Annotated in this window: 23 protein-coding genes and 1 tRNA gene; 10 read left to right on the top strand and 14 right to left on the bottom strand. The window is 63.7% G+C overall.

The window, feature by feature from the left end:
• Positions 1-7: 7 nt before the first annotated feature.
• The 6 genes from ACILSQ_RS24310 to ACILSQ_RS24285 form a co-directional block, all read right to left on the bottom strand.
• Complete coding sequence (locus tag ACILSQ_RS24310) at positions 8-1,807, bottom strand: hypothetical protein (protein ID WP_395746271.1); 1,800 nt, start codon at positions 1,805-1,807, stop codon at positions 8-10.
• A gap of 64 nt (positions 1,808-1,871) precedes the next feature.
• Positions 1,872-2,552, bottom strand: coding sequence for an RNA polymerase sigma factor (locus tag ACILSQ_RS24305; protein WP_395746270.1), 681 nt, complete (start codon positions 2,550-2,552; stop codon positions 1,872-1,874).
• A gap of 121 nt (positions 2,553-2,673) precedes the next feature.
• Positions 2,674-3,249, bottom strand: a complete 576-nt coding sequence (locus ACILSQ_RS24300) for a hypothetical protein (RefSeq protein WP_395746269.1) — start codon at positions 3,247-3,249, stop codon at positions 2,674-2,676.
• 122 nt (positions 3,250-3,371) lie between these two features.
• Entirely contained in the window at positions 3,372-3,686 is a 315-nt protein-coding gene (locus ACILSQ_RS24295) for a hypothetical protein (RefSeq protein ID WP_395746268.1), read from the bottom strand.
• Positions 3,687-3,699: 13 nt separating this feature from the next.
• On the bottom strand, positions 3,700-4,413 hold the full coding sequence (locus ACILSQ_RS24290; protein ID WP_395746267.1) for a hypothetical protein: 714 nt from the start codon (positions 4,411-4,413) through the stop codon (positions 3,700-3,702).
• 72 nt (positions 4,414-4,485) lie between these two features.
• Positions 4,486-4,659 carry a hypothetical protein gene (locus tag ACILSQ_RS24285; protein ID WP_395746266.1) on the bottom strand — a complete coding sequence of 58 codons (174 nt, stop codon included), beginning with the start codon at positions 4,657-4,659 and terminating at the stop codon, positions 4,486-4,488.
• 191 nt (positions 4,660-4,850) lie between these two features.
• Between ACILSQ_RS24285 and ACILSQ_RS24280 the strand changes: the two genes are divergently transcribed.
• On the top strand, positions 4,851-5,951 hold the full coding sequence (locus ACILSQ_RS24280; RefSeq protein ID WP_395746265.1) for a tetratricopeptide repeat protein: 1,101 nt from the start codon (positions 4,851-4,853) through the stop codon (positions 5,949-5,951).
• Between the two features lie 40 nt (positions 5,952-5,991).
• Here the strand turns inward: ACILSQ_RS24280 and ACILSQ_RS24275 are convergent, their stop codons facing one another.
• The 6 genes from ACILSQ_RS24275 to ACILSQ_RS24250 all read right to left on the bottom strand — a co-directional run bounded on the left by ACILSQ_RS24275 (position 5,992) and on the right by ACILSQ_RS24250 (position 12,206).
• Positions 5,992-8,940 (bottom strand): transglutaminaseTgpA domain-containing protein, encoded by a 2,949-nt coding sequence (locus tag ACILSQ_RS24275; RefSeq protein ID WP_395746264.1) that lies wholly within the window; start codon positions 8,938-8,940, stop codon positions 5,992-5,994.
• A gap of 4 nt (positions 8,941-8,944) precedes the next feature.
• Positions 8,945-9,874 carry an AAA family ATPase gene (locus ACILSQ_RS24270; RefSeq protein WP_395746263.1) on the bottom strand — a complete coding sequence of 310 codons (930 nt, stop codon included), beginning with the start codon at positions 9,872-9,874 and terminating at the stop codon, positions 8,945-8,947.
• Between the two features lie 162 nt (positions 9,875-10,036).
• A complete protein-coding gene (locus ACILSQ_RS24265; RefSeq protein ID WP_395746262.1) occupies positions 10,037-10,282 on the bottom strand; it encodes a hypothetical protein in 246 nt (81 codons plus the stop codon).
• On the bottom strand, positions 10,279-11,019 hold the full coding sequence (locus ACILSQ_RS24260; RefSeq protein ID WP_395746261.1) for a hypothetical protein: 741 nt from the start codon (positions 11,017-11,019) through the stop codon (positions 10,279-10,281). The genes ACILSQ_RS24265 and ACILSQ_RS24260 overlap by 4 nt, the downstream gene beginning before the upstream one ends.
• Positions 11,020-11,033: 14 nt before the next feature.
• The gene (locus ACILSQ_RS24255; protein WP_395746260.1) at positions 11,034-11,438 is read right to left on the bottom strand and encodes a biopolymer transporter ExbD; all 405 of its coding nucleotides are present in this window, start codon (positions 11,436-11,438) and stop codon (positions 11,034-11,036) included.
• A 75-nt stretch (positions 11,439-11,513) separates the two neighbouring features.
• Positions 11,514-12,206: a MotA/TolQ/ExbB proton channel family protein gene (locus ACILSQ_RS24250; RefSeq protein ID WP_395746259.1), complete on the bottom strand. Its 693-nt coding sequence runs from the start codon at positions 12,204-12,206 to the stop codon at positions 11,514-11,516.
• Positions 12,207-12,505: 299 nt separating this feature from the next.
• Between ACILSQ_RS24250 and ACILSQ_RS24245 the strand changes: the two genes are divergently transcribed.
• The 8 genes from ACILSQ_RS24245 (at position 12,506) to ACILSQ_RS24210 (ending at position 20,278) form a co-directional block, all read left to right on the top strand.
• Complete coding sequence (locus ACILSQ_RS24245) at positions 12,506-13,414, top strand: N-acetylglucosamine-6-phosphate deacetylase (RefSeq protein WP_395746258.1); 909 nt, start codon at positions 12,506-12,508, stop codon at positions 13,412-13,414.
• A gap of 66 nt (positions 13,415-13,480) precedes the next feature.
• The gene (locus ACILSQ_RS24240) at positions 13,481-13,984 is read left to right on the top strand and encodes a hypothetical protein (protein ID WP_395746257.1); all 504 of its coding nucleotides are present in this window, start codon (positions 13,481-13,483) and stop codon (positions 13,982-13,984) included.
• 9 nt (positions 13,985-13,993) lie between these two features.
• Positions 13,994-15,544 carry a lipase maturation factor family protein gene (locus tag ACILSQ_RS24235; protein WP_395746256.1) on the top strand — a complete coding sequence of 517 codons (1,551 nt, stop codon included), beginning with the start codon at positions 13,994-13,996 and terminating at the stop codon, positions 15,542-15,544.
• A gap of 104 nt (positions 15,545-15,648) precedes the next feature.
• Positions 15,649-15,725, top strand: a tRNA-Pro gene (locus ACILSQ_RS24230).
• Between the two features lie 36 nt (positions 15,726-15,761).
• Entirely contained in the window at positions 15,762-16,256 is a 495-nt protein-coding gene (locus ACILSQ_RS24225; RefSeq protein ID WP_395746255.1) for a YbjN domain-containing protein, read from the top strand.
• 270 nt (positions 16,257-16,526) lie between these two features.
• Positions 16,527-17,345 carry a PH domain-containing protein gene (locus tag ACILSQ_RS24220; RefSeq protein ID WP_395746254.1) on the top strand — a complete coding sequence of 273 codons (819 nt, stop codon included), beginning with the start codon at positions 16,527-16,529 and terminating at the stop codon, positions 17,343-17,345.
• A 51-nt stretch (positions 17,346-17,396) separates the two neighbouring features.
• Entirely contained in the window at positions 17,397-19,511 is a 2,115-nt protein-coding gene (locus ACILSQ_RS24215; protein WP_395746253.1) for a sensor histidine kinase, read from the top strand.
• 152 nt (positions 19,512-19,663) lie between these two features.
• Positions 19,664-20,278, top strand: a complete 615-nt coding sequence (locus tag ACILSQ_RS24210; RefSeq protein WP_395746252.1) for a response regulator — start codon at positions 19,664-19,666, stop codon at positions 20,276-20,278.
• 25 nt (positions 20,279-20,303) lie between these two features.
• Here the strand turns inward: ACILSQ_RS24210 and ACILSQ_RS24205 are convergent, their stop codons facing one another.
• Together ACILSQ_RS24205 and ACILSQ_RS24200 are read right to left on the bottom strand one after the other, a co-directional pair.
• Positions 20,304-20,699, bottom strand: coding sequence for a type II toxin-antitoxin system VapC family toxin (locus ACILSQ_RS24205; protein ID WP_395746251.1), 396 nt, complete (start codon positions 20,697-20,699; stop codon positions 20,304-20,306).
• Positions 20,696-20,965, bottom strand: a complete 270-nt coding sequence (locus ACILSQ_RS24200; protein WP_395746250.1) for a ribbon-helix-helix protein, CopG family — start codon at positions 20,963-20,965, stop codon at positions 20,696-20,698. Before ACILSQ_RS24200 ends, ACILSQ_RS24205 begins: the two co-directional genes overlap by 4 nt.
• 138 nt (positions 20,966-21,103) lie before the next feature.
• On the opposite strand from ACILSQ_RS24200, the gene ACILSQ_RS24195 reads away from it, so the two are divergent.
• On the top strand, positions 21,104-24,712 hold the full coding sequence (locus tag ACILSQ_RS24195; RefSeq protein WP_395746249.1) for a DUF1553 domain-containing protein: 3,609 nt from the start codon (positions 21,104-21,106) through the stop codon (positions 24,710-24,712).
• The last annotated feature ends 11 nt before the right edge of the window (positions 24,713-24,723 follow it).

Below are 24,723 nucleotides of genomic sequence, written 5' to 3'. Positions count from 1 at the left end.
TTCGTGGTCAGCGGCGGAACGTGACATCACGGACCAGGATTTTTTCGCCGCCCGAATCCGAAGGCCCCACTTCGAGGCCAAATCCGGTCACGACGTTGTCGGCTTTCGCCGCCGGCACCTTGATCTGAATGGTCTGCCAGCGGTCATCCAAGACGGTCTCCGTTTCGAGCCGTGTGTTCAGGCTTTCCGAGATGCGGCCACCAACGAAAAACTTGGTCTTCAGGGTGCCGGTTTCCACCTTGGCGGAAATGGTCAGGCTCACCATTCCTTCGGTGTCCGCGCCGAGAATGGAGGCGAGGTTCACACCCGTCACGGCATCGCTGGCCAGCATCACCATGCCGGCCGGCGCGGCGCGGCGCGCGCTGGGAAATTGGACCAGGAGGCTGCCGTCTGGATGCTGCTCGTAGCGCACCGGCACATCGCCAAAGGCCTGCATCTGCGGGAAGGGGTTTCCCTCCCGGGCATCGGCATTGGTGCTGAGCAGGGGGAGCTGACCACTGGAGGTTTTGCGTGGTGCGGAAAACACCGCGGCACGCTGCACACGCCTGCCGGGCGGCACCTCCACCGGCATGGGGTCCACCCATTCGGAACGCTGCGCGCCCCACTCATTGCGCACGGCGCGCAGGCTCTGCACACCGGGTCCGGTCACCAGCGCCACCGGTGCCGAGCATACGCCCAGACGGCGGCCGCCCAGCCAGAGCTCACACGCGCCATCTGGCACGAACTCGAGCACACCTGGCGGCGCCATCGGCGCACCGGCCTGGGGCAGCAGCGCGCTGAGCTGGGGATGCAGCGCCAGCACGGCCTCCTTCCCCAGAGCTGGACTGCCGAGCAGGAGCTGCGGACGCTGCGTACCGGGACGTCTGGCAAACTCCGCAATCACATGATCAAACGCCTCCTGAAGCGTCACCGCGCCATCGAGATTGGCATCCGCCTTGCCAGACTCCAGACCGCCCAGCCACGCGTTCCCGAAAACGGAATCGAACGCCAGCTCCTTTTCCCCCGCGGAGGCCACGATGGCATGCCGCGGCGCCAGCCTGACCTGCGCGAGCGCACCGCTGTGGCAGGTGTCCGCCACCAGGATGACCATGCCGGGCAGGGACTCCAGCTCACGCAGCATGTCTTCGGCAGGCAGGCCGGTCACCTTCCCCTTTTCGTCCCGCGAGTCGCTCAAGACCAGGCGCAGCCGGCCATCAGGCCCTACCAGAGCGTGGCAGGCCACATGAATGACGACAAGGTCGTTGGGCTGGTTGAACTGGCTCAGCCAGCGGATGCCTGACATGACTGCAACCTCCGACGCGGCGCGGTTGCTCAGGGACAATATGTTTTCCAGCGGGGCGCGCATCTGCGTGTGCATGACACGGCGCGCCGCAGCCGCATCCGGCAGGGCCAGGTCCAGATCCGGCAAGGCCGCCGAGCGGAAGGCCGAGTAGTCACTGACACTGACCACCATGCCAGCGCGCCGCCAGCCTTTGGCAAAGGAGGCGGTGGCCGCCAGCCGCGTCTGCTCCGCCTTCACCGCCGCCGTGCGCGGCGCGTATTCGCGCGTGGTCCCGCCGGGCACCGCCACCCACAACGTCATCATGGTGACGATGCAGGCCGCCAGCGCGCTGATGCCAGCCGAGAACCAGACGACGCGGCGAGGCGTCAGTTTTTCAGCGCGGGGCGCTGGCGCAGAGGCCGGGGCGATGCTGCCACCGGCCCGCTCCTCTTCAGGAGCGGGGGGGCGGTCCAGTTCAAGCCGTTCACGCTCCCTCCGGCCCCACTCCTGGAGCATCTGCAGAAGGCGTTCTTCAGAAAGGTTCATGGTGGATCAAATGATAAGACTCCGGCTCGAAGGCGCCGGCTGGCAGCCGATGTGACAAAAAAATTCATGCGGCAGGCAGCTTGGATTCAATGCAGGGCTTGAGCTTCAGCCGGCGGATGCGGCTGGTGCGCTGCCGCACGGCCTCCTCCGTGAGCCCGTGCAGGCGGGCGATTCCCTGGTAGTCCAGGCCGTTGATGTGAAAGTCGGCGATCAGCTCGCGTTCCGGCTGCGGCAGGGCCTGGATGCATTCATTCAGCGCCGCAATCATCTCATCACTGAACTGCGGTGCTTCATGGGTCTGGGCGCTCGGATCCACCCGTCCGGCCGTTTCATCATCCAGAGGCTCGGTGCGCTGGCGGTTCTGGCGGCGGATGGCGTCCCGCGCGCGGTTCATGGCGATGAGCCTGAGCAGGTAGGTGGCATTGGCCTTCGGGCGCTGGGACTCGGTGGGCCATTTGCGCAGGAACTCCAGCAGGGCCCGCGAGGCGACGTCCTCCGCGTCCGCCTGCGGCAGCATGCGGGAGAGAATGAGCATGGGCCTGCCCAGAAACAACTTCGCCAGCGCCTCCTGGGCACTGGTAGGGTCCACATTGCGCTGAATCCAGAGGGCCGCCGCATTGAGGACGGTGAATTCATTCACCTCGTTTTCCGGGATCTCCTGGGCCAGGTCGGCAATGATCAGTTCAAACCAAGGCTCCCGCGTTAAAGCATGGAGCTGGGCTCGAATTTCACTGTCACCTTTCATGCGGGTCCCTGGGAGATGAATGATCAAACGAGGCGGGCATCAGCGCAGGCACGGGAGGCGCTGAGGCTCGCGGTGGAAAAGCCGGGCCTGCGTCGTTTTCGCAGGCACCGGGGTGGGGCGGTCATCTTTGGGAGGAGTTCAGCCAGTGGCACTCCGTCAGCTCATACTCTTCCTCCGCCTCCTCCCTGGTGGTCTGCTTCACATAGCGCCCCCACGTATTGAGATAATAGACATGGCCCGGGCTGACATTGACCGTGGTGACTTTTCTGCTGGGAGCCAGCGCGCTGCCAATCGTCGCCCCGACCGCGGCGCCCACTGCACCTGCCACGGTGCCGATGGGACCACCCGCCACGGTGCCGCCCACGGCACCAGCCACAATGCTCCTGCCGATCTGGCCTTTGGTTTTGGGCGGCGTGTTTGAAAAGGTCACAGCCCCCGGAGCCGCGTCATAGGTGTAAAAGCCCCCTCTGCGCATGTAGGGCTTCGGCAGCATCTGGTCATTCACCCACACGGGCATCTTGGCCGCCTTTCCCGCAAAGCCGCCGGGGCAATAAATCACCACCAGTCCTTTGCCCGCTTTCGGCGTGAGGTGGCCGGCCTGTTTCACCTCAGGGTACATGGGGCCGCTGACACAACTGACGAGGGAAAATGCAACGAGGCAGGCGAGGAAGGACAGGGAGATGGATTGTTTCTTCATGGATGGATTGCTGGGTTCTGACTCAAGTGCGCTGGGGGATTTTCTTTGTGACTCAAAAGTGTGTTTTCGAAAGTCTGTCGCACGCCCTCACCCGGCGGCCTGGGTTTGGCATCGGCCTTCCCTCACAACCCCTCGGCCTTGCATGCGGAGGAGGCGTTGATTTGAGGCTCCGCGTATCTCGGCTGGCCGCGCGCCGGTTCTGGTGGGAAAAAGGGGGCCGCGTGCCGCGGCGCTTCCTCCTTCTCTTCTCCACCGGCCAGCTCCGCCGCCAGCCGGTTTCGGTCCGCGAGCATTTGTTTCCCGGTTTCGTTCTCTCGCAGCGCCTCGAGCTGCAGGCCGCGGCTCTGGCGGTTCAGATCGCTCACCAGCGAAGTTCCGGCCACGCAGGAAACGTGGAAAAGGGAAAGTAAAACGCCGCCGAGACGAAGGAGGAACATGGGCTTTCAGGTCTTAGAGGCTGATGGGGGCCTCGGCCGCACCAATGTCTTGAAGGGTTTTCTTCAGTTTGTTCTGCTCTCTCTCGAGTTCAGGCACAGTCTTCGAGTACGGTGCGCGGGATTCGGGAACGATCTTTTCCACTAAGGCGCTGCGGTCATGGATTCTGGCACTGACGCTTTGGAGCTTGCTCCCGGCGTCTTTTCTCAGCGCGGTCAGCTTCTTCTTGTCCTTCGCCTTTTTGGCGTCCGCGAGCTGCTGGCGCAGGTTTGCATTGTAGCCGGCCACCTTGCTGTTGTACTCCTTCGCGCCCTGCACCAGCCGCTGGAACTGCTCTTTCTCCTTGGCCGTCGCCACGATCTTCTGGCCTTTCTCCTTGCCTTTCTGGTAGCCGAAAAAGCCGCCCGCCACCGCGCCGGCGGCGGCAGTGCCTCCAATGAGTCCCGCCTGCTGGGTGCCGCCCATGCCGCCGGTCGCGGCGCTGATCAATCCCCCCACCAGAGCCCCTGCCACCATCCCGCCCACCACCCCAACCGCGGTGCCGCTCAGCTTCGTTTCCCACATCACCCGTTTCTCCAGGTCAAAATCCATCGGCCCGCTTTTGATCAACCCCGCAGTGTGCGTGGTGGTGCATGAGGACAGATACGGCATCACCAGAAACAGCAGCCAGATTCGGGAAAACCTGCCATGCGTGAAATAAAATGCCTTTTTAATGGAAGTGAAATGCATAGGGTTGGATCTCTCGCCAAGGGAGCCGGATGTCTGAAAAAACGGCAGACAGCCCTGTGGATATAGGTGTATTTATGTAAATGCTTGCAGAACGGGCCAAGTTTGACAACCCTGAATTCCAATCTCAGCCTCCGCCGCAGGGGTTGCGGTGGGTTTGATCAAGCCGACGCGGGTGGTCACTTCGGCGCTCTGGGCAGGCGGTAGGTTGACGGGCACATCGTCCGGGTGGTAGATCGGGTGTTTCATGGTCGTCTGCTGGATAAAATGGGTTCAGATCAAGCCGCGCGCTGCGGGATCTCGCCTCCAGTACTCCTCACGGCTGGGATTGTGACCAAAAAAGTTTTATATTTCCCGATGACCACCACAATATCCTTATTGACCTATTCAGACATTGACACTTTTCATAAAAATGACGTCTAATGATGCGTCGTTCTGGCATGAACCTCTATCTCATCTTCACCTTCTTCCTTCTCATCGCGTGGGGTATCCGGGCAGAGGACACCAGGATTAGGCAGCCGCTGCAGGAGGCCGGCAAAGACGCGGAGGCAGAGCAGGCGGCACGGGCGCAGGTGTCGGCCTGTGAGGCGAAGCTCGGAGCTGCGCATTCTGACACTTTGCGCGCCAAGATCGCCCTGGCAGGACTCTTGATGAAACGGGAAAAGAGGTCCGAGGCGGATACACTGCTGCGGAATCTGCGCCCCGTTCTGGCCCAGAGTTCCGGCGCCGAGCTGCGTGACTACGTTCTCGACCAGGGCACGCGCATCCGCGCCCTGATGGCGCAGGGCCGCCACGCTGCGGCGGAGCTGGAACTCCGCGGCTTGATCAGCCTGGAAGAAGGACTGCTCGGCGCCGAAAACCACGACACCCTGCTGGCACGCAGCGGGCTGGTGACCTGCCTGCTGGAACTCGGGAAATATGCCGCGGCGGAGCAGGAGCAGCGCGCGGTGGTCGCGAGCCGTGAGAAGATGAGCGGGCCGGATGACCGTCAGACGCTGCAGGCGCGCTGCAGCCTGGCCACGATCCTGATCCATGCGGAAAAATATGCCGAAGCCGAGGCCATCATCCGCGAAGTGATCCCCGTGAGCGTGCGCCGCCTCGGCCCTGAACACAGCACCACGCTTTACGCCGTGAGCATTCTGGCCTCCGTTTTGGTTTACAATGAAAAATTCGCCGAAGCCGTGCAGGTGAACCGCGGCCTGATTCCACTTCAGGCCCATGCCTTCGGGCCGGAGCATCTCAACACACTGAGCAGCAGGAGCCAGCTCGCCAAGGCGCTGCTGGATGCAGGCCAGGCGGACGAGGCCGAGCAGGAGCACCGCGCGGTGCTCGCCATCCGGGAGCGGGTGTACGGTGCGGAGCATGTGGACACGCTGCAAAACTGCTACAACCTGGCGCTGTGCCTGCAGGCGGAAAAGAAAACCGCGGAAGCCCTCGCTTATGCCCGGCGCGCATACGATGGGCGCTTGAAGGTGCTGGGCAAGGACCACCCGAACACCCTCAAGGCACAAAAGCTGGTGGAGAGCCTCTCAACGCCTTAAAAGCTGGAGCGACTTTTTCGCTCCTGGATCGCCATTCGCTCTATCGCACGACCGCGGTCGTTGCCCGCGGCGCATGGCGCGGCTGAATGCGCCACCTCTTCATCTCCTGCTTGAAGACGGCGAGGAGGTCGGCTCCTCCATACCTGCCGCTCACATACATTTCGGTCATGCGTGTCATCTGCGCGGCGAGGTCGGGGCGCGTGCGGGCCACGCGTTCAGCGAAGGCCAGCGGCCCTTCGCTCGCAGTGCCTGCCGGTATTCCTGCACCGGCCAGCCGCCGGCCCAGGCGCTGCCAGAGCCGCATCCACGGGTCCGCATGCTTCGCAGGACGCCGCAGCCACCAGGTGATGAGCAGCGCGCCCAGCAGCACAAAGGCGGCGCTCGGAATGAGGAGCACCAGCTTGCTCTGCCGCAGTCCCATGCTTTCCAGCAGGCCGCGCTGGGACTCCTGGTTGTAGTCAATGATCTGGTTCTGCCAGCCATAGTTGACGCTGTCCCACCACAACCGCAGGCGCTGCAAAGTGCGCCCCAGCAGGGTGCGGCGCTGCCGCTCCGCCTCCTCCGCACCGCCGGCGAGGAGAGCGCTGAGGTCGATGTTCACACGGTCGGGCGCGAGCGCTGCGGTCGGGTCGATGTTGACCCAGCCGAATTTCTCCAGCCACACCTCCGTCCAGGCATGCACATCGCTTTGTTTCACGATGAGGTAGCCGCCGTTGTGGTCGGAGTATTCGCCGCCGAGATAACCCACGACGATGCGTGACGGCACGCCCGCCATGCGCATCAGCGTGGCAAAGCTGGCGCTGAAGTGCTCGCAAAAGCCCACGCGGCGGCGTAGAAAAAAGTCTTCCATTGCCTGCGGTCCCTGATAGACCCCAGGCTCCAGCGAGTAGCTGAACCCCTGGGTTTTTACATAGCTGATCGCGAGGTTCACGAGCTGCTCGTCCGTCTGGGTCACCGACTCCCAGTAGTCGGTGAGCTGCCTGAGTTTGGGGGAGATGTTTTCCGGAAGCTGCAGCGCGGCTTCGCGGTGGTCCTCGGGCAGATCACGCACCGCTTCGCCTTCCGCTGGCAGGAAATAACGCGAGATGACCTCGAAGCGTTCCGAGTTCTGCACGGACACGGGAGAGACGAGCGACTGGTCAAACTCTGGCGAGAGCTCCTCTCCCCGCAGCCGGGCCACGAGCGGCCGGTCCAGCGCGGGCAGCCAGCGCTTGCCATGCGCCTCCAGGTCGATGATCTGGCGCACGTCCCCGCCTTTTTTGAGGCGTGGAAGCTGCGGCAGATAGCTGAGGCGGTCTCCACGCGTCCAGCGCAGGCCTTCGCAATTCCACAGGGTGAGGCAGCGCCAGTAGCGGGCTTCATTCGCGGGCAGGTTTCCATCAGGAAAACGCACTCGGAAGGCCACGTTCGAGCTTTGGGCCACGCGGGCGATGTTGCCGGCCTCCAGAACATTGTCGATGCCCGTCTGGCCGAAGCGGCTGCGTCCCAGCGCGGAGCCCAGATCCAGCAGCCCGCGCGGAAACACGAAGAACAGCAGCACCGCCAGCGGCAGCGCCTGGGCAAACAGCACCGCCGTCACACGCAGCGGCGCGCGCGCGCCCGGAATGCTGCGGCGGAAACGCACCATGCACCCGGTGATGAACAGCAGTATCACCACCGTCCACACGGCACGGGAGAGATGGCTGCCCAGCAGCACCGCGCAGAAGGCCAGAAACCAGCCGATGAGCGCCAGCACCTGAAACTCACGCGGCGTACGGCTTTCCAGCACCTTCGCGCCGGCCAGCACGAGCAGCAGCGCGATGCCCGGCTCCATGCCTTCCAGCTCTCCGTAACTGAAATAAACCGCCACGGCCCCCGCGATGATGACGGCGATCCGCACCAGCAGGTGCGGCACGCCCATGCGCAGCACGCCACGCCAGATGAGGCAGAGGGCGCAGACCACCAGCCCGCTCATGGCGATGTAGCCATGCAGCGGCAGAATGGCCATCAGCAATGCCAGGCTCAGAAACAGCAGCGGACGCGCGGGCAGAAAGACGGACTGCTCCAGACTCACCGGACTTTCCGCCTTCGCAGCCTTCAAATCATTCGACACAGCGGCTCCCGCGCCGGTGCTCGTCTGCGTGGAAAGGGCATCCAGGCAGCGCCGCAGATGCGCTGGGCCATGGCCCGCGCGGATGATGGCTCCGGGAACGCGCAGCTCATACGGCCTGCCTTCCTCCTCGCAGGTTTCCATCCACTGCGCGATCTGCGCCGCGCGCGCTCCTTCCTCCAGCGGCATCTTGGTCCAGTCCAGCACCACGACGCCCTGCACGCCGCTGCTCCAGGCTTTCACCATCAGCGGGCCGCCCCGCGCCACCGCGCGCCAGTCGATGTGCCGCGGCGAGTCTCCCGCACGCCATTCACGCAGGCCGGCGAAATCGTCCCCTCCGGCTCCATGCCCGCGGAAGGCGGCGGTGGTCACGAGATCTCCCTGCCGGGCGGTGTCCGGCGCTGGCAGCGGCAGATCTCCGGCTGGCTCGGGGTGCACCCGGCGCACCCATGCGGTCTCCACCACGCACTCCGCCGTAAACAGCCCCAGCGGATAAACACTGCGCACCCGCAACTGCAAAGCACCGCCCGTCTGACGCAAAGGCGGCGGCAGGTCCACATACACCGCTTCTCCAGCGGGCACACGCTCCACAAACACCGGCACTGCGGCGCCGAGAACAAACACCTCCAGCCCGCAGGGAGACGCGGCGCCCGTGGCACGCAGCTCCACCGGGATGCTCCGGGCGGCATCCTGCACTGCAGGCCGGGCACCGACCAGACGAATGCTCAGGCCGCGCAGATTGGCCCGCGCATGCAGCCAGGAAAGCAGGCCCATCGTGGCCGTGAGCAGGGCGATCAGATGCGCGGCTCCGTTGGACTGCGCCTCCGCCGCATACCACATGCCCGCCACGATGGCCAGCAGCGCCAGCGTGTGTCGGTTCCAGCGCACGCGCACCTTCATGGCATCAGGGCACCGGGGTTTCGGCGATCAACTGCCGCGCCAGCTCCACACCGGTCATGCCGTCGGCGGCATGTTCGAGGCGATGCCCCATCACATGCACAGCCACGGCCTGAATGTCTTCCGGCAGCACCATCGGCCTGCCGCTGAGGAGCGCCCAGGCACGCGCGGCGGCCAGCACGGAGAGACCCGCGCGCGGAGAAAGCCCGTGCCCCTGCACACGGCTGGCGGCCAGCAGGTCCTGCAAATAATCGAGCAAGGCTGGTGATGCATGCACGGCACGCGTCCAGGTCTGCAACTGCTGCAGCTCAAGGAATGACATCGCCGGCTGCATCGCGCGCAGCAGCTCGCGGCGTTCCTGGCCTTCCAGCAAAGCACGCTCTGCGCTGCGGTCCGGTACTCCCAGCGCCAGACGCATCAGGAAGCGGTCCATCTGCGACTCCGGCAGCATGAAGGTGCCGATTTGCGAGGAAGGATTCTGCGTGGCGATGACAAAGAACGGCTCCGGCAACGGATGCGTGGCGCCATCCGCCGTCACCTTTCCTTCCTCCATGGCCTCGAGCAGCGCGGACTGCGTCTTTGGCGTGGCACGGTTGATTTCATCCGCCAGCAGCACCTGCGTGAAGACCGGGCCGCGATGGAAATGAAAGGCCGCCGTGTCGCGGTCATAAACAGAAGCACCCAGGATGTCCGCAGGCAGCAGATCGCTGGTGAACTGCACGCGGCGGAAGCCCAGGCCCAGCGCCTGCGCCAGCGCCTGGGAAAGCATCGTCTTGCCCACGCCCGGCTGGTCTTCAAACAGCAGATGGCCGCGGGCCAGCAGGCAGGTTACCGCCAGACGCACCACATTCTCCTTCCCGAGAATGATCTGCGACACACGGGCGATGATGGATTCGATTTGTTGGGACGCCTGCTGGGCGGTGGCAGCGGGGAGCATGGCGTCGGCGGAGGAGTGAGAAGCGCGTGAAGACACGGAGGGTTGGGGAATACGCGCAAGTGTCGCCGATGGGACGAGTGAAAAGCAAGCCCGCATTCGCGCCCGCCTGCAAAATGCCGCCGCACATCCAACTCTGAACCGAGAACTGAGAACCGAGAACTTCTAAATCTGCTGCAGCTTGTTCCGCTCGTTCGGCGTCCGGCACACCGGGCAGATCGTTACATCGATCTTGCGCTTGGCCTCGCAAGCGTAGGCCGTGCCGCAGATGCGGCACTGGATGGCGATGCGACGGCGGTAGACCTCGCGCTTGCGGTCGCGCCAGAAGCTGTGGAACCAAAGCACGACCACGGCCGTGACACCGACGGCCATGAAGAGGATGATCAAGCCACCCAGCGGAATGGGAATCATGGCGCGGCGGCCGCCTCCCAGCGGAAAGAGATTTCCCCCCACTCCACCCGCTTCACCTCGGCGGGCGTGAAGCGCAGCGTCAGCACGGCGGCATGGAGCTGCTGCATGATTTCAGCATCATCCACGGCACTCAGCGGCAGCGCGGTGACGATCTGCCCGGCGCTGCCAACCGCCACGCGGAACTGCACGCGGGTGGGCTGCGTGAGCTTGATGCCGTCCAGCTCCACCCTGGCCGGGCCGCGTTTGGCCAGGCCTGGGCTGAGGATGGCATGGAGCTTCGCGCCGGCGGGCATCGCCACGGAATCCACGGTGCGGCGCGGCACTGGTGGCAGCACGTCCGCGGCTGCTGTGAAGAGGCGGGGCTGGCGGATGGGGGTGGGAGCTGGCTCCAGCTCGCGCAGCTTGATCTCGTGTCCGGCATAGGAGGGCTGAAAGGCCAGCAGCGGGCTTTCCATCGGCGACATGGAATCGGCGTCGCTGAGCAGCGCAAAGCTGCGGTCCTGCGCCCGGTGGATGAGCGCCAGCTCCGCCGGATTGGCTGGATCCAGCGAGATGACGTGCTGCGGCGTGACGGGCAGCCGCTGCGTGACCGGATGCACGATGCGGAAGACGAAAAAGAAGCCTGCCATGGTGGCCATGAGCAGCAGCAGCGCCCCCACCAGCCGCCATGTGGAGTGGTCGTGCACGTCCCACGCGAAGATCAGCCCTGAGGTGGAAGGAGGAGGTTTCGTGGACATCGTGACCAGGGCGCTTACGACTTCGGCGGCACGGTGGAATAGGCGACTTCGTAACCGAGCTCCAGCGCGATGTTGCCGACCTCGATGACGCGGCCATGCGGCGCCTGCTTGGCGCCATGAATGATGGCGCGGCGCTCGCCCTCGCGGTTCGCCTTCAGCCGCTCCCGAAGCTCCGCCGTGCTGGAGCGCACGCCGTCAAAGTACACGGCATTTTCCAGCCCTGCCGGCACGGTGATGATGTGGGCGCGGTCAAAGCCGGTGAGGCGGGAGCTCGACTCCGGGTGCTCCACCTTGATGCCGGACTGCACCACAAAATTGCTGGTGAGGAGGAAATAAACCAGCAGCAGCAGGATCGTGTTCAGCAGCGGCACCGTGTACAGCCAGGGGCTTTGCTTGGGGAGGTGACTCTCGAGCTTCATGGTTGATCCGGCGGCGGTGCGCGCAGTATCGGCGGCATGGGGTGGTTGGGCCAGCCGAAAGTACGCTGCGGGCGCTTATCCTTTCATCCCGCGTCCACGCGTGCTCTTCGTCAGCGGCGGCGCGGCCTCCGCCTGGCGGAATTCCACGATGTTGTCCGTGCTGTTGGCGTCTTCGATCAGGTTCACAATTTCAATGCCGGCGCGTTCCAGATCGTGCATCAGGGAGCGGGCGCGGGCGCTGAGAAAGGCAAAGGAGAGATAGGCGGGAATGGCCACCACCAGGCCCAGCGCCGAGGTGATGAGGCTCTGATACACGCCGCGCGCCACGTCCGCCTGGGTGGCGACGCCGTTGGCAGAGGAGAGGCTGGTAAAGCTGTCCAGCAGGCCGATCACAGTGCCCAGCAGGCCGATCAGCGGCGCGGCATGTGCAATGGCGTTCAGGATGCCGAGGAAGCGCTCCAACCTCGGCACTTCGAGCTGGCCGGCCTCCTGCACGATTTCCTTGAGCTGCTCGCGCGGGGCATGGTGGCGCAGCAGCGCCGCATGGATGACCCGGCCGGCTGGCACTCGTGTGGCCACGCATTCCTGCAGGGCTTCGGCAAAATTCTTTCGGCGGATCAGGCTGGCCAGTCCGGCCAGAAACTCTCCTACATTCATGCTCGCCCGGTGGAAGTAGGCCAGCCGCTCCATGAAAATCGCTCCAGCGAAGCACAGGCATCCGATTAGGAGCCATACGAGCGGTCCGCCTTTGGAGATAAGATCAATCATGAGCCGGGAAACAGAGAGTGATAGGGTAAAGCCTGGCACCACACGCGAATTCGGGAGAGGCGTGAAATGCTAAGCATGTTTTATGCCGAGACTGATAGCTTGTAAACACTGGAATTTAACAGGATACGGGGGCAGAGGTCAAGGGGGAGGCGGGGTCAAGAGGTCAAGGCTGCGCCGTCAGGGGGCAAGGACGAGAGCGAATGTCCCTTCCTCCGCCGCCCTGCCCCACGTGACATTCATACCACTTCCCGTCACCTCCCCCTCTTGATTCCCTCTGGCGAAACCGCTCCAATGCCTGCATGAAACCTTTCGATCTCCAGGTCAATGGCTACGCCGGTACCGACTTCAACGGCGACAATCTCACCGCTGAATCCCTCCACCACGCCTGTGAGGCCCTGGCCGAGGACGGCTGCGAGTCCATCCTGGCCACCTTCATCACGGACCAAATCCCCACCCTGGAGCGCCGCATCGGCAGGCTGGTGGAACTGCGCGAGCAGGACGACCTGGCCCGCCGCATGATCACCGGCATCCACATCGAGGGGCCCTTCATCAATCCCATCAAAGGCTACGTCGGCGCGCACCCGCCCGCTGCCGTGAAGCCCGCCAATGTGGACGACGCCCAGCGCCTGCTCGCCGCCTGCGCCGGTCTGGCGAAGCTCGTCACCCTCGCCCCTGAGCATGATGAAGGCAGCAAAACGACGTCCTTTCTTGTCTCGCAGGGGGTCACCGTCGCTGCCGGACATTGCGATCCCTCGCTGGACCAGCTCCGCGCCGCCTGCGACGCCGGCCTGAGCATGTTCACCCATCTCGGCAATGGCTGCCCCATCCAGATGCACCGCCATGACAACATCATCCAGCGCGCCCTCAGCCTGCATGAGCGCCTCTGGCTCTGCTTCATCCCGGATGGCGTGCACGTCCCCTTCTTTGTGCTGAAAAACTGGCTGGCCAGCATCGGCCTGGAGCGCACCATCTTCGTCACCGACGCCATCTCCGCCGCCCGCCTCGGTCCCGGCCGCTACACCCTCGCCGGATGGGACATCCTCATCGGCGAAGACCTCGTGGCCCGCTCTCCGGACGGCACCCATTTTGTGGGCAGCACAGTGACCGTGCCCAGGATCAAGACCAACGCATACGAGCAGCTCGGGATGACCGAACGCGACCTGACGCGCGTGCTGGATGTGAATCCGAGGAAGGCGATCGAGAGCTAGGCACCCACCTGGCTCGCTCGCAAAGGCCATCATTGCCTGATTAGATTTAAAGGCCAGTATCAGCGCATGCCCGCACGCAAGCTCAGCATCAAACGAGTCATCTTTGCGCTCCTGGTCGTCTTGCCCATCCTTGCCGTATTGTATTCTTTCTGCAAGGATGCCATCATCAACGACCTCCGGCTTTGGGAGCTCACAAAACAGCTGGACTCGCTGCCTCAGCCTCCCAACACAATGCGGATCTCGACTAACTCCGCCGTGGGCTTGCTGCAGGGCAATGGCAACCATTGCGATTTCTTCGCCGGGGCAGTTTATCGCAGCCAAAGCTCCGCAGACGCAATCCTGCAGCACTACAAAGGCCGCCAGTTTCAAAATCCCATGTCGGGCGAGAATGAAGACTGGGACATCACCATTCTGAAGGATAAAAACTCCTTTGCCTCAATCTGGCTGCCCTATGATTTTGATCATTCCGAAGTGTGGGGGCTCACAGCCGAGTCCTATTCCGCCGCAACACTTTACCTTGTCTGTGCCATGCGCTCATACCACGCCAATGATGATTTCCGGTGCCACTAGACCCGCGCCATGAATCCCCTCCTCTGGCTCGACCAACACCGCGGACGCCACACCTTTGTCCGCTGGCTTTTCCCACGGATGCTGGCGGGCATTTACCTCATCGCGTTTGCGTCCTGGGGCGTGCAGTATGACGGGCTGGTGGGGGAAAACGGCATTCTGCCGGCAAAGACGCTGCTGGAAAACGTGCACGCCTTTGAAGCGCGGGAGCACCACACCTTGTTCTGGCAGCTTCCCACCGTGTTTCACTGGCATTACAGCGATGCCTTTGCGCATGGCGTGCTCCTCACCTGCTGCGTGCTGGCGCTGCTGGTGATGGCGGGCGTGGCACAGGGGCCGCTGCTGGCGCTGCTGTGGTTTGGGTATCTCTCCTTTGCCACCACGGGAGAGATTTTCATGGGCTACCAGTGGGATGCGCTGCTGCTGGAGGCGGGGCTTCTCGCCCTCTTCGTCGCGCCCTGGCACCTGTGGTCCTGGCGTGGCCCCACGGAGCCGCCGCGTGGCTCCATCTTCCTGCTGCACTGGCTGCTCTTCCGCCTCATGTTTCTCTCCGGCTATGTGAAGATCGGCGGCGGGGACCTGCCATGGCATGACATGACGGCGCTGCTCTACCACTACGAGACGCAGCCGCTGCCGAATGGCCTCTCCTGGTTCGCTCACAACGCGCCCCGCTGGTTTCATGTGGCGAGCTGCTGGATCATGTATGGCATTGAGCTCGGCCTGCCTTTCGCCATTTTTCTCGGCCGCTGGGGCCGCCTGGCTGCGGCGCTGGGTTTCCTGGTGCTGATGGCAATGATCTCCGCCACGGGGAACTACAATTTCTTTGACCTCCTCACCGCCGCGCTCGCGATCACGCTGCTGGACGACCGCTGGTTTCCCGCCCGCCTGCGTACCTGGCTGCGCATCGAAGCCGGGACACCGCGCCCCTCCTTCAAACGCTGGACGCAGTGGCCTGCGCTGGCCGCCGTGCTGCCCGTGGTGCTCTTCACCCTGCTGGCGGCGGATTCCTTCCTCTCCGGGCGCATCCGCAACTACAAGTCCATGCTTCCCACCGCGCTGCACGAGACACTCGACGCCCCCGTGGCCCGCACGCGCAGCTTCAATGCCTACGGCCTGTTTCAAGACATGACCGAGGAGCGGCCCGAGATCATTCTGGAAGTGAGCGATGACGGTGCGCTCTTTCTGCCGCTGGAGTTCAAGTACAAGCCGGGCGATCCCAAGCGCCGCCCCTCTTTCATCGCGCCGCATCAGCCCCGTCTGGACTGGCAGATGTGGTTTGCCGCGCTGTATCCGAACTACGACCCGCAGCGCGATGCGAATCCCGCCTCCCCCATGCACTGGTTTGGCCAGTTCTGCACCGCCCTGCTCCAGCACAAGCAGCCCGTGTGGGATCTGCTGGAGCCCCCGCCCTTCCCCCGCGAAAAAATCACCCACATCCGCGCCCGCCTCTTCCGCTACCACTTCACCACCCCGGAAGTGCGCAAAGCCACCGGCGACTGGTGGGAACGCGAAGCGGCCGGCAGCTTCAGTGGCACCATGTCACTGAAGGCTGCGGGGAGATGACCCATTCGTCATTCCGCATTCGTCATTCGACATTCTCCTTGCGTCCTTCCCATCCTGCGGCACTATCGCGCCCCCTCGTTCGTTCCGATTGAGGGGATCACCTTCGGGGCGTAGCTCAGCCTGGTAGAGCGCTTGCTTTGGGAGCAAGAAGTCGTGAGTTCGAATCTCGCCGCCCCGACCATCTGAAATTTCAGATCTCAGATTTCCATTCCGCCGCATGTCCGCCCTTTACGCCACCACCCTGAACACCTTCAAGGAGATGGGCTGGCACTACCGCGAAGTACCCGAGCATTCCGTCATCGAGACTGACTTTGAGGCGCACCACACCAAGGTGCCGCTGCATGTGCAGGTCTTTGGGGAGACGCACATCCTGACGGTGGTCTCAAACTCCACGCTGCAGGTGCCGCCCACCCACCGGCTGCCGGTGTGCGAGCTGCTGATGCGCACGAACAAGGACCTGAACCTCGGCAACTTCGAGCTCGAATGGGACAGCGGCCAGGTGATGTTTCGCGTCACCAATGTCTTCCCGCCGAACCGCCATGACTCGCGCATCATCGCCAGTTTGGTGCATTCCGCCGTGGCGGAGATGGACCGCCTCACCCCCTTCCTCGGCGAGGTCCTCAAGACCCCCAAAGGCGAGCTGCTGCTGCTCAAAGTGGCCGACCTGATGAAGCGCGAGGATTTGCTGCCGCCCGTGCCCGAGGCCGAATAGTACGATGGGCACTCCTGCCTGTCGATCAGCGCTCCCGCCAAAACCCACGGCTTGCACATCAGCCTGCCCCGCCGCCACAGCAAAGCAATGCCCCAGCGCACTCACCCAGCGCACTCATTGAGTTCATCAATGAACAAACATGCCGAGGGCACCCCTCTCCGAAGGGCGGTGTCAGTCGCACTTTGCGCACGCCCTTGCCTCACGCCGAGTGATTGGACGTGACACGGGCCGCCCGCCTGTGCTTTTGTGGCCGCGAACTGGCCCTCCCTCATGCCCGCCCGCTACACCCTCCAGCAGCATCCGGCTTTCAGCGCTCCGCTGTCCAGGGAGGATCTGTACACGCTCGTGGCCCGCGGTTCCCTGGCCCGCGGTGAGATGTGCGTGGATGAAGACACCGGCCACACGCACACCGTGGGCGAAGTCGTCAGCGGCATGCGCCCGCCCAGCGCCAGCAGCGGCCAGTCACGCATCGCCCGTCCCATGTATCGGGAGATCAGCCCCGACATGGACGAGCCCGCGGTGCTGGAAGAAGAAGAAGAAGAAGAAGAAGAAGATGATGATGATGATGATGCGGCTGCAGAATCCGAGGAAGAACAGGACGAAACTGACGCAAAGAAAAACGATGACCGGGATCTCTCCCCCAGTGGCGAGACCATCCTGCACCACGCACATCCCTCCTGGCTGGGCTACACCAAGGCGCTGATCCTCTGCCTGCTGCTCACCATCGCCGGCGCACTGCTTTTCCTGATCCAGTTTGAGTACGCCATCATCGCCCTGCTGTGCGCCTCCTCCACGCTCATCGCCGTGGGCATCGCGCGTTACTCGCGCGACTACATCGTCACGCGTGAGCGCGTGGAGCTCATCTGGGGCATCATCGGCCGCAGCTCCAAAGAGGCGCGCATCTGCGACATCCGCAGCATCGACGTTTACGAAAGCGGTCTCAAAGGCATGCTCGGCCTCGGCACCATCGACTTCTCCACCGCCGCCAATGCCGGCATCGAAGTACAATTCAAAGACCTCCGCCGCGCCCATGTAGTGAAAGATCTCGTGCGCAAGCTGCAGCGCGGCGTGGATCCCACGGATGACTGACAAGGCAAAAGGCAGTACTGTGGCTGCACAATGACGAAACCAGAATAAGGAATGACGAATGAAGGTCCAATGACGAAGAACATGCAGCGTGGCGTTGCATGTCATGCAGGGCGCTTTGTTGCGGCTTGGGCATTCGTCATTTCTTCGTCATTCCTCATTCTGGTTTCGTCATTCGCCGCAGGCGCTCCGCTCACGCGCGCCATCGACATCCGCACGCTGCCATATGAGCGCAGTCTGGAAAAACTCCCCGTCGATCTCACCGCCACTGTCGGCTTTGTCGAAAATGGCGGCACCGTCTTTGTTCAGGATGACACTGCGGGAACACACCTGCACTTCAAACCCGCGCGCAACGATCTGCGCGTGGGCGATCACGTGCGCATTCAGGGCACCACGACCGCGGGCCTTTATCTGCCGGGTGTGGATGTCTCCGAATTGCAAATTCTCGGCCATGAGGCCCCTCCGGCGGCGGTGCCCGCCAGCTATGACGATCTCGCCACCGGCCGCTTTCATTACCAGCGCGTCATTGTCGAAGGACTGGGCCGCACCCTGACACCGCTGGATGAGAACCGCTCGTTGCTGCGCCTCGCCATCGGCAGCCGCGTGCTGGAGGTCCGCGTGGATGCGCCTCTGGAAACAGCGCCTGAACTCATCGATGCCCGGCTGCGCATCACCGCGCTTGCCGCCGGCGGCATCAATGACCGCCGCCAGCTCGTCTTTCCCTACATCCGTGTCACCGACTGGCATGATGTGGCGGTCACCACAGCCACGCCCAACCCCACGGCCCTGCCCATCACCTCCGTGGTCACCCTGCTGCAGTTTGGCGTGGCGGATGAGCCCCACCACCGCGCCCGCATCCGCGGCACCGTGCTGGCCGCCTTCCCCGACGGCCGCGTGTTTTTGCGCGATGCCACACCGCCGCCCCCGCCGCGCGAAACGCCGAAGGATGCCCCCCCCAGTGCACCTCATTCGCCATCCATTGCCATTCGTCTCACGTCCCCGGAAAATCTCCAGCCGGGCCAGCACGCTGAAATCATCGGTTTCCCCATCATGGCCGGTTTCAGCGCCTCGCTGGCAGATGCTCTCGTGCTCACCGCGGAACCGGGCGAACCTCCCTCGGCGACGGACATCTCACTCACCGAGTTTCAACTGGGCTCCCATGATGCGGACTTTGTTCATCTCACCACGCCCGCGGTGCTCAATGATTTTTTCCGCACGGTGGACGGCTTCGAATTTCGTCTGACCTCCGGCGGCACGCCGCTGCGGGCCTTTCTTTTGCAGTCGTCTCCGCCCACGCTCGAAATCGGCGCGACTGTGGACCTTGCCGGCATCTGCCTGGTCGAGTCTTCCAGGGACAAAGGCTTCCGCTCCCAGGCCGAGCGCGCGTCGCTGCTGCTGCGCTCGATGGATGACATGCAGCTCGTCCATTCAGCACCGTTCTGGACCGCGGGGCGCCTCGTCATCGCCAGCAGTCTTCTCGCGGGCGTGGTGCTGCTGGCCTTCATCTGGATCGCTGCTCAAAGGCGGCAGATCAGCGCGCTGAGCAGCCGCATTGTGCAGCAGGCGACGCTGGATGAGCGCCAGCGCATCGCGCGCGAATTCCACGACACGCTGGAGCAGGAGCTCACCGGCCTGTCCCTGCGTCTGGACGCTGCCACCACGCGCCCGCTGGAGGAAAAGGCGCGCACGCTCATCGACACCTCCCGCAGCCTGGTGTCCCGCATTCAAAGCGAGGCGCGCAATCTGGTGGCCGACCTGCGCGACACCGCGCAACTGCACGACCTCCCCAGCGCCCTGCGCGAACTGCAGTCCCGCATGCCGCCCGACGGTCCTGCGCTGAAGCTGGACCTGCAGCCCATCCCCCCCGTGCCCGGCCCCGTCTCCCACCACCTGCGCATGATCGCCCAGGAGGCCGTGACGAACGCGCTTAAACACGCGCAGGCCACGGAGATCACGCTGCACCTCTCCGCCACCGCAAACGAGCTCACGCTGAGCATCCGCGACAACGGACGCGGCTTCACCTCCAGCGCCGAAACCAACGGCAAACCCGGCCACTTTGGCTGCATGGGCATCCGCGAACGCGCGAGGAAGATCGGGGCGGAAGTGGCGTGGGAGAGTGGTTGTGGAGAAGGAACGGTTGTGAGGATTTCGCTGCCGGTGGGAGAATGACCATGCAGAATGACGAAACCAGAATGAGTAATGACGAATGAAGTTCCAAATCCCAATATCAAAATTCATGACTCCTCGTTAGACTTGGTGCTTCGGCATTGATTCGTCATTCCTCATTCTGGTTTCGTTATTTGCCCGCTTTCTTTTTTCCAATGATCTCCCTACTCCTGATCGATGACCACTTCGTCGTCCGCAGCGGCCTCGTCGCCTCACTGGAGCTGGAGGACGACTTCAAGGTGGTGGGTGAAACGGACCGCGGCGAAAACGCCCCGGCGCTCTTTGCGCAGAAGCGGCCCGACGTGGTGCTCATGGATCTGCAACTGCCCGGCATCAGCGGCATCGAGGCCACGGCGGCGCTGCTGCGGGAGCATGCGGATGCGCGTGTACTCATCTTTTCCACCTTCGCGCGCGATGATGAAATTCAGGCCGCGCTGAAGGCGGGGGCGCTGGGTTACCTGCAAAAATCCTCTTCAAGGGAGGATCTGCTGGCGGCGATCCGCACCGTGGCCAAAGGCGGGCGCAGCCTGCCGGAGGACATCGCGCAGCGGCTCAAGGACCGCCTGGCGGAGCCGGAGATCACGCCGAGGGAACGTGAGATCCTGGCGCTGGTGACGCAGGGCAAGGCGAACAAGGAGATCGCGGCGATTCTGGGCATCGGCGAGGACACGGTGAAGCAGCACGTAAGCCGCATTTTGATGAAGCTGAAGGTGAACGACCGTGCGCAGGCGACGGCGGAGGCCATCCGGCGCGGACTGGTGCGGGTGTAAACCGGAACTTCCAAGTCGGGTCGGCTCACACCTCCACCGTGGCCACCGGCAGCAGCAAAAGGCCGTGCGGGACAAACTTGTCAAAGTCAGCGATGTTGCGCGTGGCCACCCGGGTGCTCCGCGTCATCGCGCAGGCGGCGATCATGCAGTCGGCGTGGCTGCCGCGTTTGCGGCCGGTGTAATGAAACAGGCGGGAGGCCTGCTCTGCCTCTTTGGCCGTGAAATCCAAGACGTGTCCCTCCACGATGGCGTGCACGGCGTCCTTCTGCGCTTTGGTGTGCGGCCCGTTTAAAAACTCCGACCACGCGATGGCGGAGACTGCCAGCTCCTCCCCTGCCTCAAGCCACTGGCGGATCACCGCGATGTGCGGTGACCCGATGGTGACGAGATCAATCAGGAGATTCGTGTCGAGATGAATCATGCTTCCCACCAGTAGCGTTTGCCTTCGCGCTCAGCGCGTACTTCATCCCGGAAGGCCTCGGCCTCCTGCACGGTCATGCCGCCGCCGTTTTGCAGCCAGTCCAGAGCTTTGAGAGGTTTGGGGCATTGGTCTTTCATGTCTTCTTCCTCCTTGATGCGTTTGACCGCGCGGCGCATGACCTCCGATTTGGGGACGCCCCATTTCTTGGCGAGCAGATCGAGAAAACCGATGGTCATCTGATCCAGCGCCATGCTGGTTCGGGTCATTGAGTAAGTCATGTGGTAACATGTTATGCATCCGTGGTTTTACAAGTGGATTTTTCCAGTGCGTCTGGCTGGAGCCCCCACACGAAAGTGGGGTGCCCTGAATGCTGAAAGGAGCGCGGATCTTGCGTTGATAGGGGCATGACGCGCTACGTCCTCCCCACCCTCCTGCTCACCGCCCTTGCCGCCTCCGCCCAGAATGACAGCGGCGGCAATGATACAACGGACAAGCCCGTGGCCAAACCGGTGATGCAGTGGCGTTTTGACGGTGCGAAGGAGGCCGGGCCGCGTGCGCCCACCTTTCCCACCTTCACGAAGGACAACACCGCGCAGCGCTTCACGGGCGATGGCAAAAAGTCCGCGCTGACCGTTCCTGACAGCGAAGAGCTGCGCTTCCGGCTGAATGAGACGATCACGCTGGAGGCCTGGGTGAAGCCCGCGGCCATGGGCGGCACGCCTTACATCATCGGCAAAGGGCGGCTGGGCACGAAGGAGTTTGGCACGGAGAACCAAAACTACGCGCTGCGCCTGCAGACGGCCAAGGGTGGCGCGCAGATCGGCTTTCTTTTTCACAGCGCGAATGTTCCCGGCAAGAAGGGCGACTGGCACCGCTGGTGGTCGAAGGACACGCTTTCCAGCTCTGGCTGGCACCACATCGCGGTGACGTACACTTTTGGCAAACTGAAGAGCATCAAAGGATTCATCGACGGGCGTGAAACCGACGGCGTGTGGGACATGGGCGGCGAGACGGACCGTGCGCCGGTGGCGGATGGTGACTCGGTGGTGATCGGCAGCGGGTCCACGCTGGCGGCTTCTCATTCCCTGAACGGCTGGCTGGATGACGTGGCCATCTACCGCGGCCCGCTGGATGTGCCCGCGCTGAAGGCGAAGTATCAGTTTGTGCCGCCACCGCCGCCGGTGGCGAAGAAGCAGGTGCCCGCCGGCCGGGTGCTGGTGCAACTGGCGGAGGAAGGCATGCCTGATGCGAATGCCTGGCCCAGCGAACACCCGAAGGTGGGCGAGAGCTACACGGAGGATGTGTTTGGCTTTTTCGACGTGCCGCAGAAGTATGTGGACACGGGAGTGCGCGGAGAGCGCCATGTGCCCTTTCTCCTGCGTGCGGCGGCGAGTGTGACCTTCCCCAAAGGCAAGCACCGCCTGCTGCTGCGTGCGCGGGGTGCCACGAACCTCTACATCGACAACAAGACGATCCTGACGGCGCCTTTTCCGCCGAATGACAGCGACGGCCATCATCTGGTAGCGGACCAGCACGAGTACCTGAACCTGGGCCCCGATTTCCGTTTTGTGCCGCCGGGGAACCGTGAATCCTGGTGCGAGTTTGAAGGCACGGGCAAGCCGCAGTTCATCGTGATGGAGACGGTGGTGGGCAGCTTTGCCGGCAAGAGCGTGCGCCGTCCGGAGCTGGGCGAGACGGTGGTGGCGTGGAGCCCGCAGGGCAGCGAGACGTGGAAGCTCATCACCCCGGGCAAGCGCGAGGTGCCGTACAATGACGCCGGCTGGGCCGCCTATGAAAAGGAGCGCAATGCGCACTACGCGGACATGAATGCGAAGAAGCGCGCCGAGCTGCGCGCGCAGTCCGCGCCCTACTGGGCCACGCGCCGCAAGGCCGCCGAGGCGTGGCTGGCGAAGAATCCCGCGGGCGAGGGCAGCATTGATGGCTTCATCGCCGCGAAGATCGAGAGCGTGAAGTCGCAGGACGCGCACAAAGGCAGCATCGACTACTTCAAGGACATCCAGCCCATTCTCGAAGCCAAGTGCACGGAATGCCACCGCGGCGTGAAGGCGAAGGGCGGGCTGCATCTCGACTCGCTGGCGGATGCGATGAAGGGCGGCAAGTCTGACGGCGCGGCGGTGGATCCCGGCAAGCCGGACCACAGCTCCCTCATCGCGCGCATCACCTCGAGCGATGAAGACGAGATCATGCCGCCGAAGGGCAAGCCTTTGACGAAGGAGGAGATTTCCCTGCTGACCACCTGGATCAAGGAAGGTGCGCACTGGCCGGAGATCCGCGCGGACCACCTGACGCTGACGCCTTTGACGGATGACCTCACCTTCCTGCGCCGGGTGTATGTGGATGCGATTGGCGTGCCGCCTTCGCTGGAGGAGATCGCCGCGTTTCAGAAGAACCCGGACCGCAAGGCCGTGATCGACCAACTGCTGCAAGACCCGCGCTGGGCGGACAACTGGATGGGCTACTGGCAGGACGTGCTGGCGGAGAACCCGAACATCCTGAACCCCACGCTGAACAACACGGGGCCCTTCCGCTGGTGGCTGTATGAGTCCCTGCAGGACAACAAGCCGATGGACTTCTTTGTGACCGAGCTGCTGCGCATGCGCGGCAGCGAGCGCCTGGGCGGCCCGGCCGGATTTGGCACGGCCTCTCAGAACGATGTGCCGATGGCGGCGAAGGGCACGATCGTGAGCACGGCCTTCCTTGGCGTGGAGATGAAGTGCGCGCGCTGCCATGATTCGCCCACCGGGAAGTCTTTGCAGCAGGATCTGTTTGAGCTGGCGGCCATGCTGGGCACGAAGGAGATCGAAGTGCCGAAGACGAGCAGCGTGCCGATGGACAAGATCCACGCCGGAGGCCGCAAGCCGCTGATCCAGGTGACGCTGCAGCCGGGCACCAAGGTGCAGCCGAAGTGGCCCTTTGCGGAGTTTTGCGATGAAGCGGCGGCGAAGCTGGCGGAAGACCCGAAGGACAGCCGCGACGTGCTGGCCGCCATGATCACCGCGCCGCAGAACGAGCGCTTTGCGCAGGTGATCGCGAACCGTGTGTGGGCGCGCTTCATGGGGCGCGGCATTGTGGAGCCGATCGAAGACTGGGAAAAGGGCAAGCCCTCCCACCCGGAGATGCTGAAGTGGCTGGGCCGCGAACTGGTGAGCGGCGGGTATGATGTGAAGCACCTGGCCCGCCTGATTCTGAACAGCCAGGCCTACCAGCGTGCGACGGATCCGACGCTGAAGCAGACGAGCCCGCTCTTCACCAGCCCGGCACCGCGCCGGCTGCAGGCGGAGCAGATTGTGGACTCGCTTTTCTCCGCCACGGGCAAGCCTTTCCATACTGAGGAGGTGTGCCTGGACATCGACAACACGCGCGATCTGAAGAACGCCATCCACATGGGCAAGCCTCACCATAGCTGGATGCTCACCAGCACAAGCAACGAGCGCGACCGCCCCAGCCTCGCCCTGCCGCGCATCCAGGCTGTCACCGACGTCCTCAGCGCCTTCGGCTGGCGCGGCTCCCGCCAGGACCCAGTGAGCAAGCGCGATGCCGACCCCAACGTGCTGCAGCCCGCCATCCTGAGCAACGGCACCGTGGGCGTGTGGCTCACGCGCCTGAGCGATGACCACGGCATCACCGCGCTGGCGTTGCAGGATGAGTCGCTCGACCAGTTCATCGACCAGCTTTTCCTGAAGCTGCTGACCCGCCACCCCACTGCGGAGGAGCGCGCGCTTTACACGAAGCACCTGAGCGCCGGATTTGAGAAGCGCATCGTGCCGCAGTCTGAGATTCGCAACGTGCCTGGGGAAACGCGCAGCCGTGAAAAATACGTGAGCTGGTCGAACCACCTGGACGGTGAGGCCACGACGGTGCGCATGGCCCAGGAAGCAGCGGCGCGCGCAGGGGATCCCCCCACGCAAAAGCTGAATGCCCAGTGGAGAAGCCAGATGGAAGACGTGCTGTGGGCGCTGCTGAACGCGCCGGAGTGGGAGTTTAGCCCTTGAGTATGTCAGGC

Source organism: Prosthecobacter sp., assembly GCF_044227185.1.
In the GTDB taxonomy this organism is placed as follows: Bacteria; Verrucomicrobiota; Verrucomicrobiia; order Verrucomicrobiales; family Verrucomicrobiaceae; genus Prosthecobacter.
This window is presented reverse-complemented; position numbering and strand designations above follow the sequence as displayed.

What these genes read in the sequence shown, in the direction of transcription:
- ACILSQ_RS24310 (WP_395746271.1), bottom strand. Translation starts at nt 1,807, where the DNA reads ATGAACCTTTCTGAAGAACGCCTTCTGCAGATGCTCCAGGAGTGGGGC.
- ACILSQ_RS24305 (WP_395746270.1), bottom strand. Translation starts at nt 2,552, where the DNA reads ATGAAAGGTGACAGTGAAATTCGAGCCCAGCTCCATGCTTTAACGCGG.
- ACILSQ_RS24300 (WP_395746269.1), bottom strand. Translation starts at nt 3,249, where the DNA reads ATGAAGAAACAATCCATCTCCCTGTCCTTCCTCGCCTGCCTCGTTGCA.
- ACILSQ_RS24295 (WP_395746268.1), bottom strand. Translation starts at nt 3,686, where the DNA reads ATGTTCCTCCTTCGTCTCGGCGGCGTTTTACTTTCCCTTTTCCACGTT.
- ACILSQ_RS24290 (WP_395746267.1), bottom strand. Translation starts at nt 4,413, where the DNA reads ATGCATTTCACTTCCATTAAAAAGGCATTTTATTTCACGCATGGCAGG.
- ACILSQ_RS24285 (WP_395746266.1), bottom strand. Translation starts at nt 4,659, where the DNA reads ATGAAACACCCGATCTACCACCCGGACGATGTGCCCGTCAACCTACCG.
- ACILSQ_RS24280 (WP_395746265.1), top strand. Translation starts at nt 4,851, where the DNA reads ATGAACCTCTATCTCATCTTCACCTTCTTCCTTCTCATCGCGTGGGGT.
- ACILSQ_RS24275 (WP_395746264.1), bottom strand. Translation starts at nt 8,940, where the DNA reads ATGAAGGTGCGCGTGCGCTGGAACCGACACACGCTGGCGCTGCTGGCC.
- ACILSQ_RS24270 (WP_395746263.1), bottom strand. Translation starts at nt 9,874, where the DNA reads ATGCTCCCCGCTGCCACCGCCCAGCAGGCGTCCCAACAAATCGAATCC.
- ACILSQ_RS24265 (WP_395746262.1), bottom strand. Translation starts at nt 10,282, where the DNA reads ATGATTCCCATTCCGCTGGGTGGCTTGATCATCCTCTTCATGGCCGTC.
- ACILSQ_RS24260 (WP_395746261.1), bottom strand. Translation starts at nt 11,019, where the DNA reads ATGTCCACGAAACCTCCTCCTTCCACCTCAGGGCTGATCTTCGCGTGG.
- ACILSQ_RS24255 (WP_395746260.1), bottom strand. Translation starts at nt 11,438, where the DNA reads ATGAAGCTCGAGAGTCACCTCCCCAAGCAAAGCCCCTGGCTGTACACG.
- ACILSQ_RS24250 (WP_395746259.1), bottom strand. Translation starts at nt 12,206, where the DNA reads ATGATTGATCTTATCTCCAAAGGCGGACCGCTCGTATGGCTCCTAATC.
- ACILSQ_RS24245 (WP_395746258.1), top strand. Translation starts at nt 12,506, where the DNA reads ATGAAACCTTTCGATCTCCAGGTCAATGGCTACGCCGGTACCGACTTC.
- ACILSQ_RS24240 (WP_395746257.1), top strand. Translation starts at nt 13,481, where the DNA reads ATGCCCGCACGCAAGCTCAGCATCAAACGAGTCATCTTTGCGCTCCTG.
- ACILSQ_RS24235 (WP_395746256.1), top strand. Translation starts at nt 13,994, where the DNA reads ATGAATCCCCTCCTCTGGCTCGACCAACACCGCGGACGCCACACCTTT.
- ACILSQ_RS24225 (WP_395746255.1), top strand. Translation starts at nt 15,762, where the DNA reads ATGTCCGCCCTTTACGCCACCACCCTGAACACCTTCAAGGAGATGGGC.
- ACILSQ_RS24220 (WP_395746254.1), top strand. Translation starts at nt 16,527, where the DNA reads ATGCCCGCCCGCTACACCCTCCAGCAGCATCCGGCTTTCAGCGCTCCG.
- ACILSQ_RS24215 (WP_395746253.1), top strand. Translation starts at nt 17,397, where the DNA reads ATGACGAATGAAGGTCCAATGACGAAGAACATGCAGCGTGGCGTTGCA.
- ACILSQ_RS24210 (WP_395746252.1), top strand. Translation starts at nt 19,664, where the DNA reads ATGATCTCCCTACTCCTGATCGATGACCACTTCGTCGTCCGCAGCGGC.
- ACILSQ_RS24205 (WP_395746251.1), bottom strand. Translation starts at nt 20,699, where the DNA reads ATGATTCATCTCGACACGAATCTCCTGATTGATCTCGTCACCATCGGG.
- ACILSQ_RS24200 (WP_395746250.1), bottom strand. Translation starts at nt 20,965, where the DNA reads ATGACCCGAACCAGCATGGCGCTGGATCAGATGACCATCGGTTTTCTC.
- ACILSQ_RS24195 (WP_395746249.1), top strand. Translation starts at nt 21,104, where the DNA reads ATGACGCGCTACGTCCTCCCCACCCTCCTGCTCACCGCCCTTGCCGCC.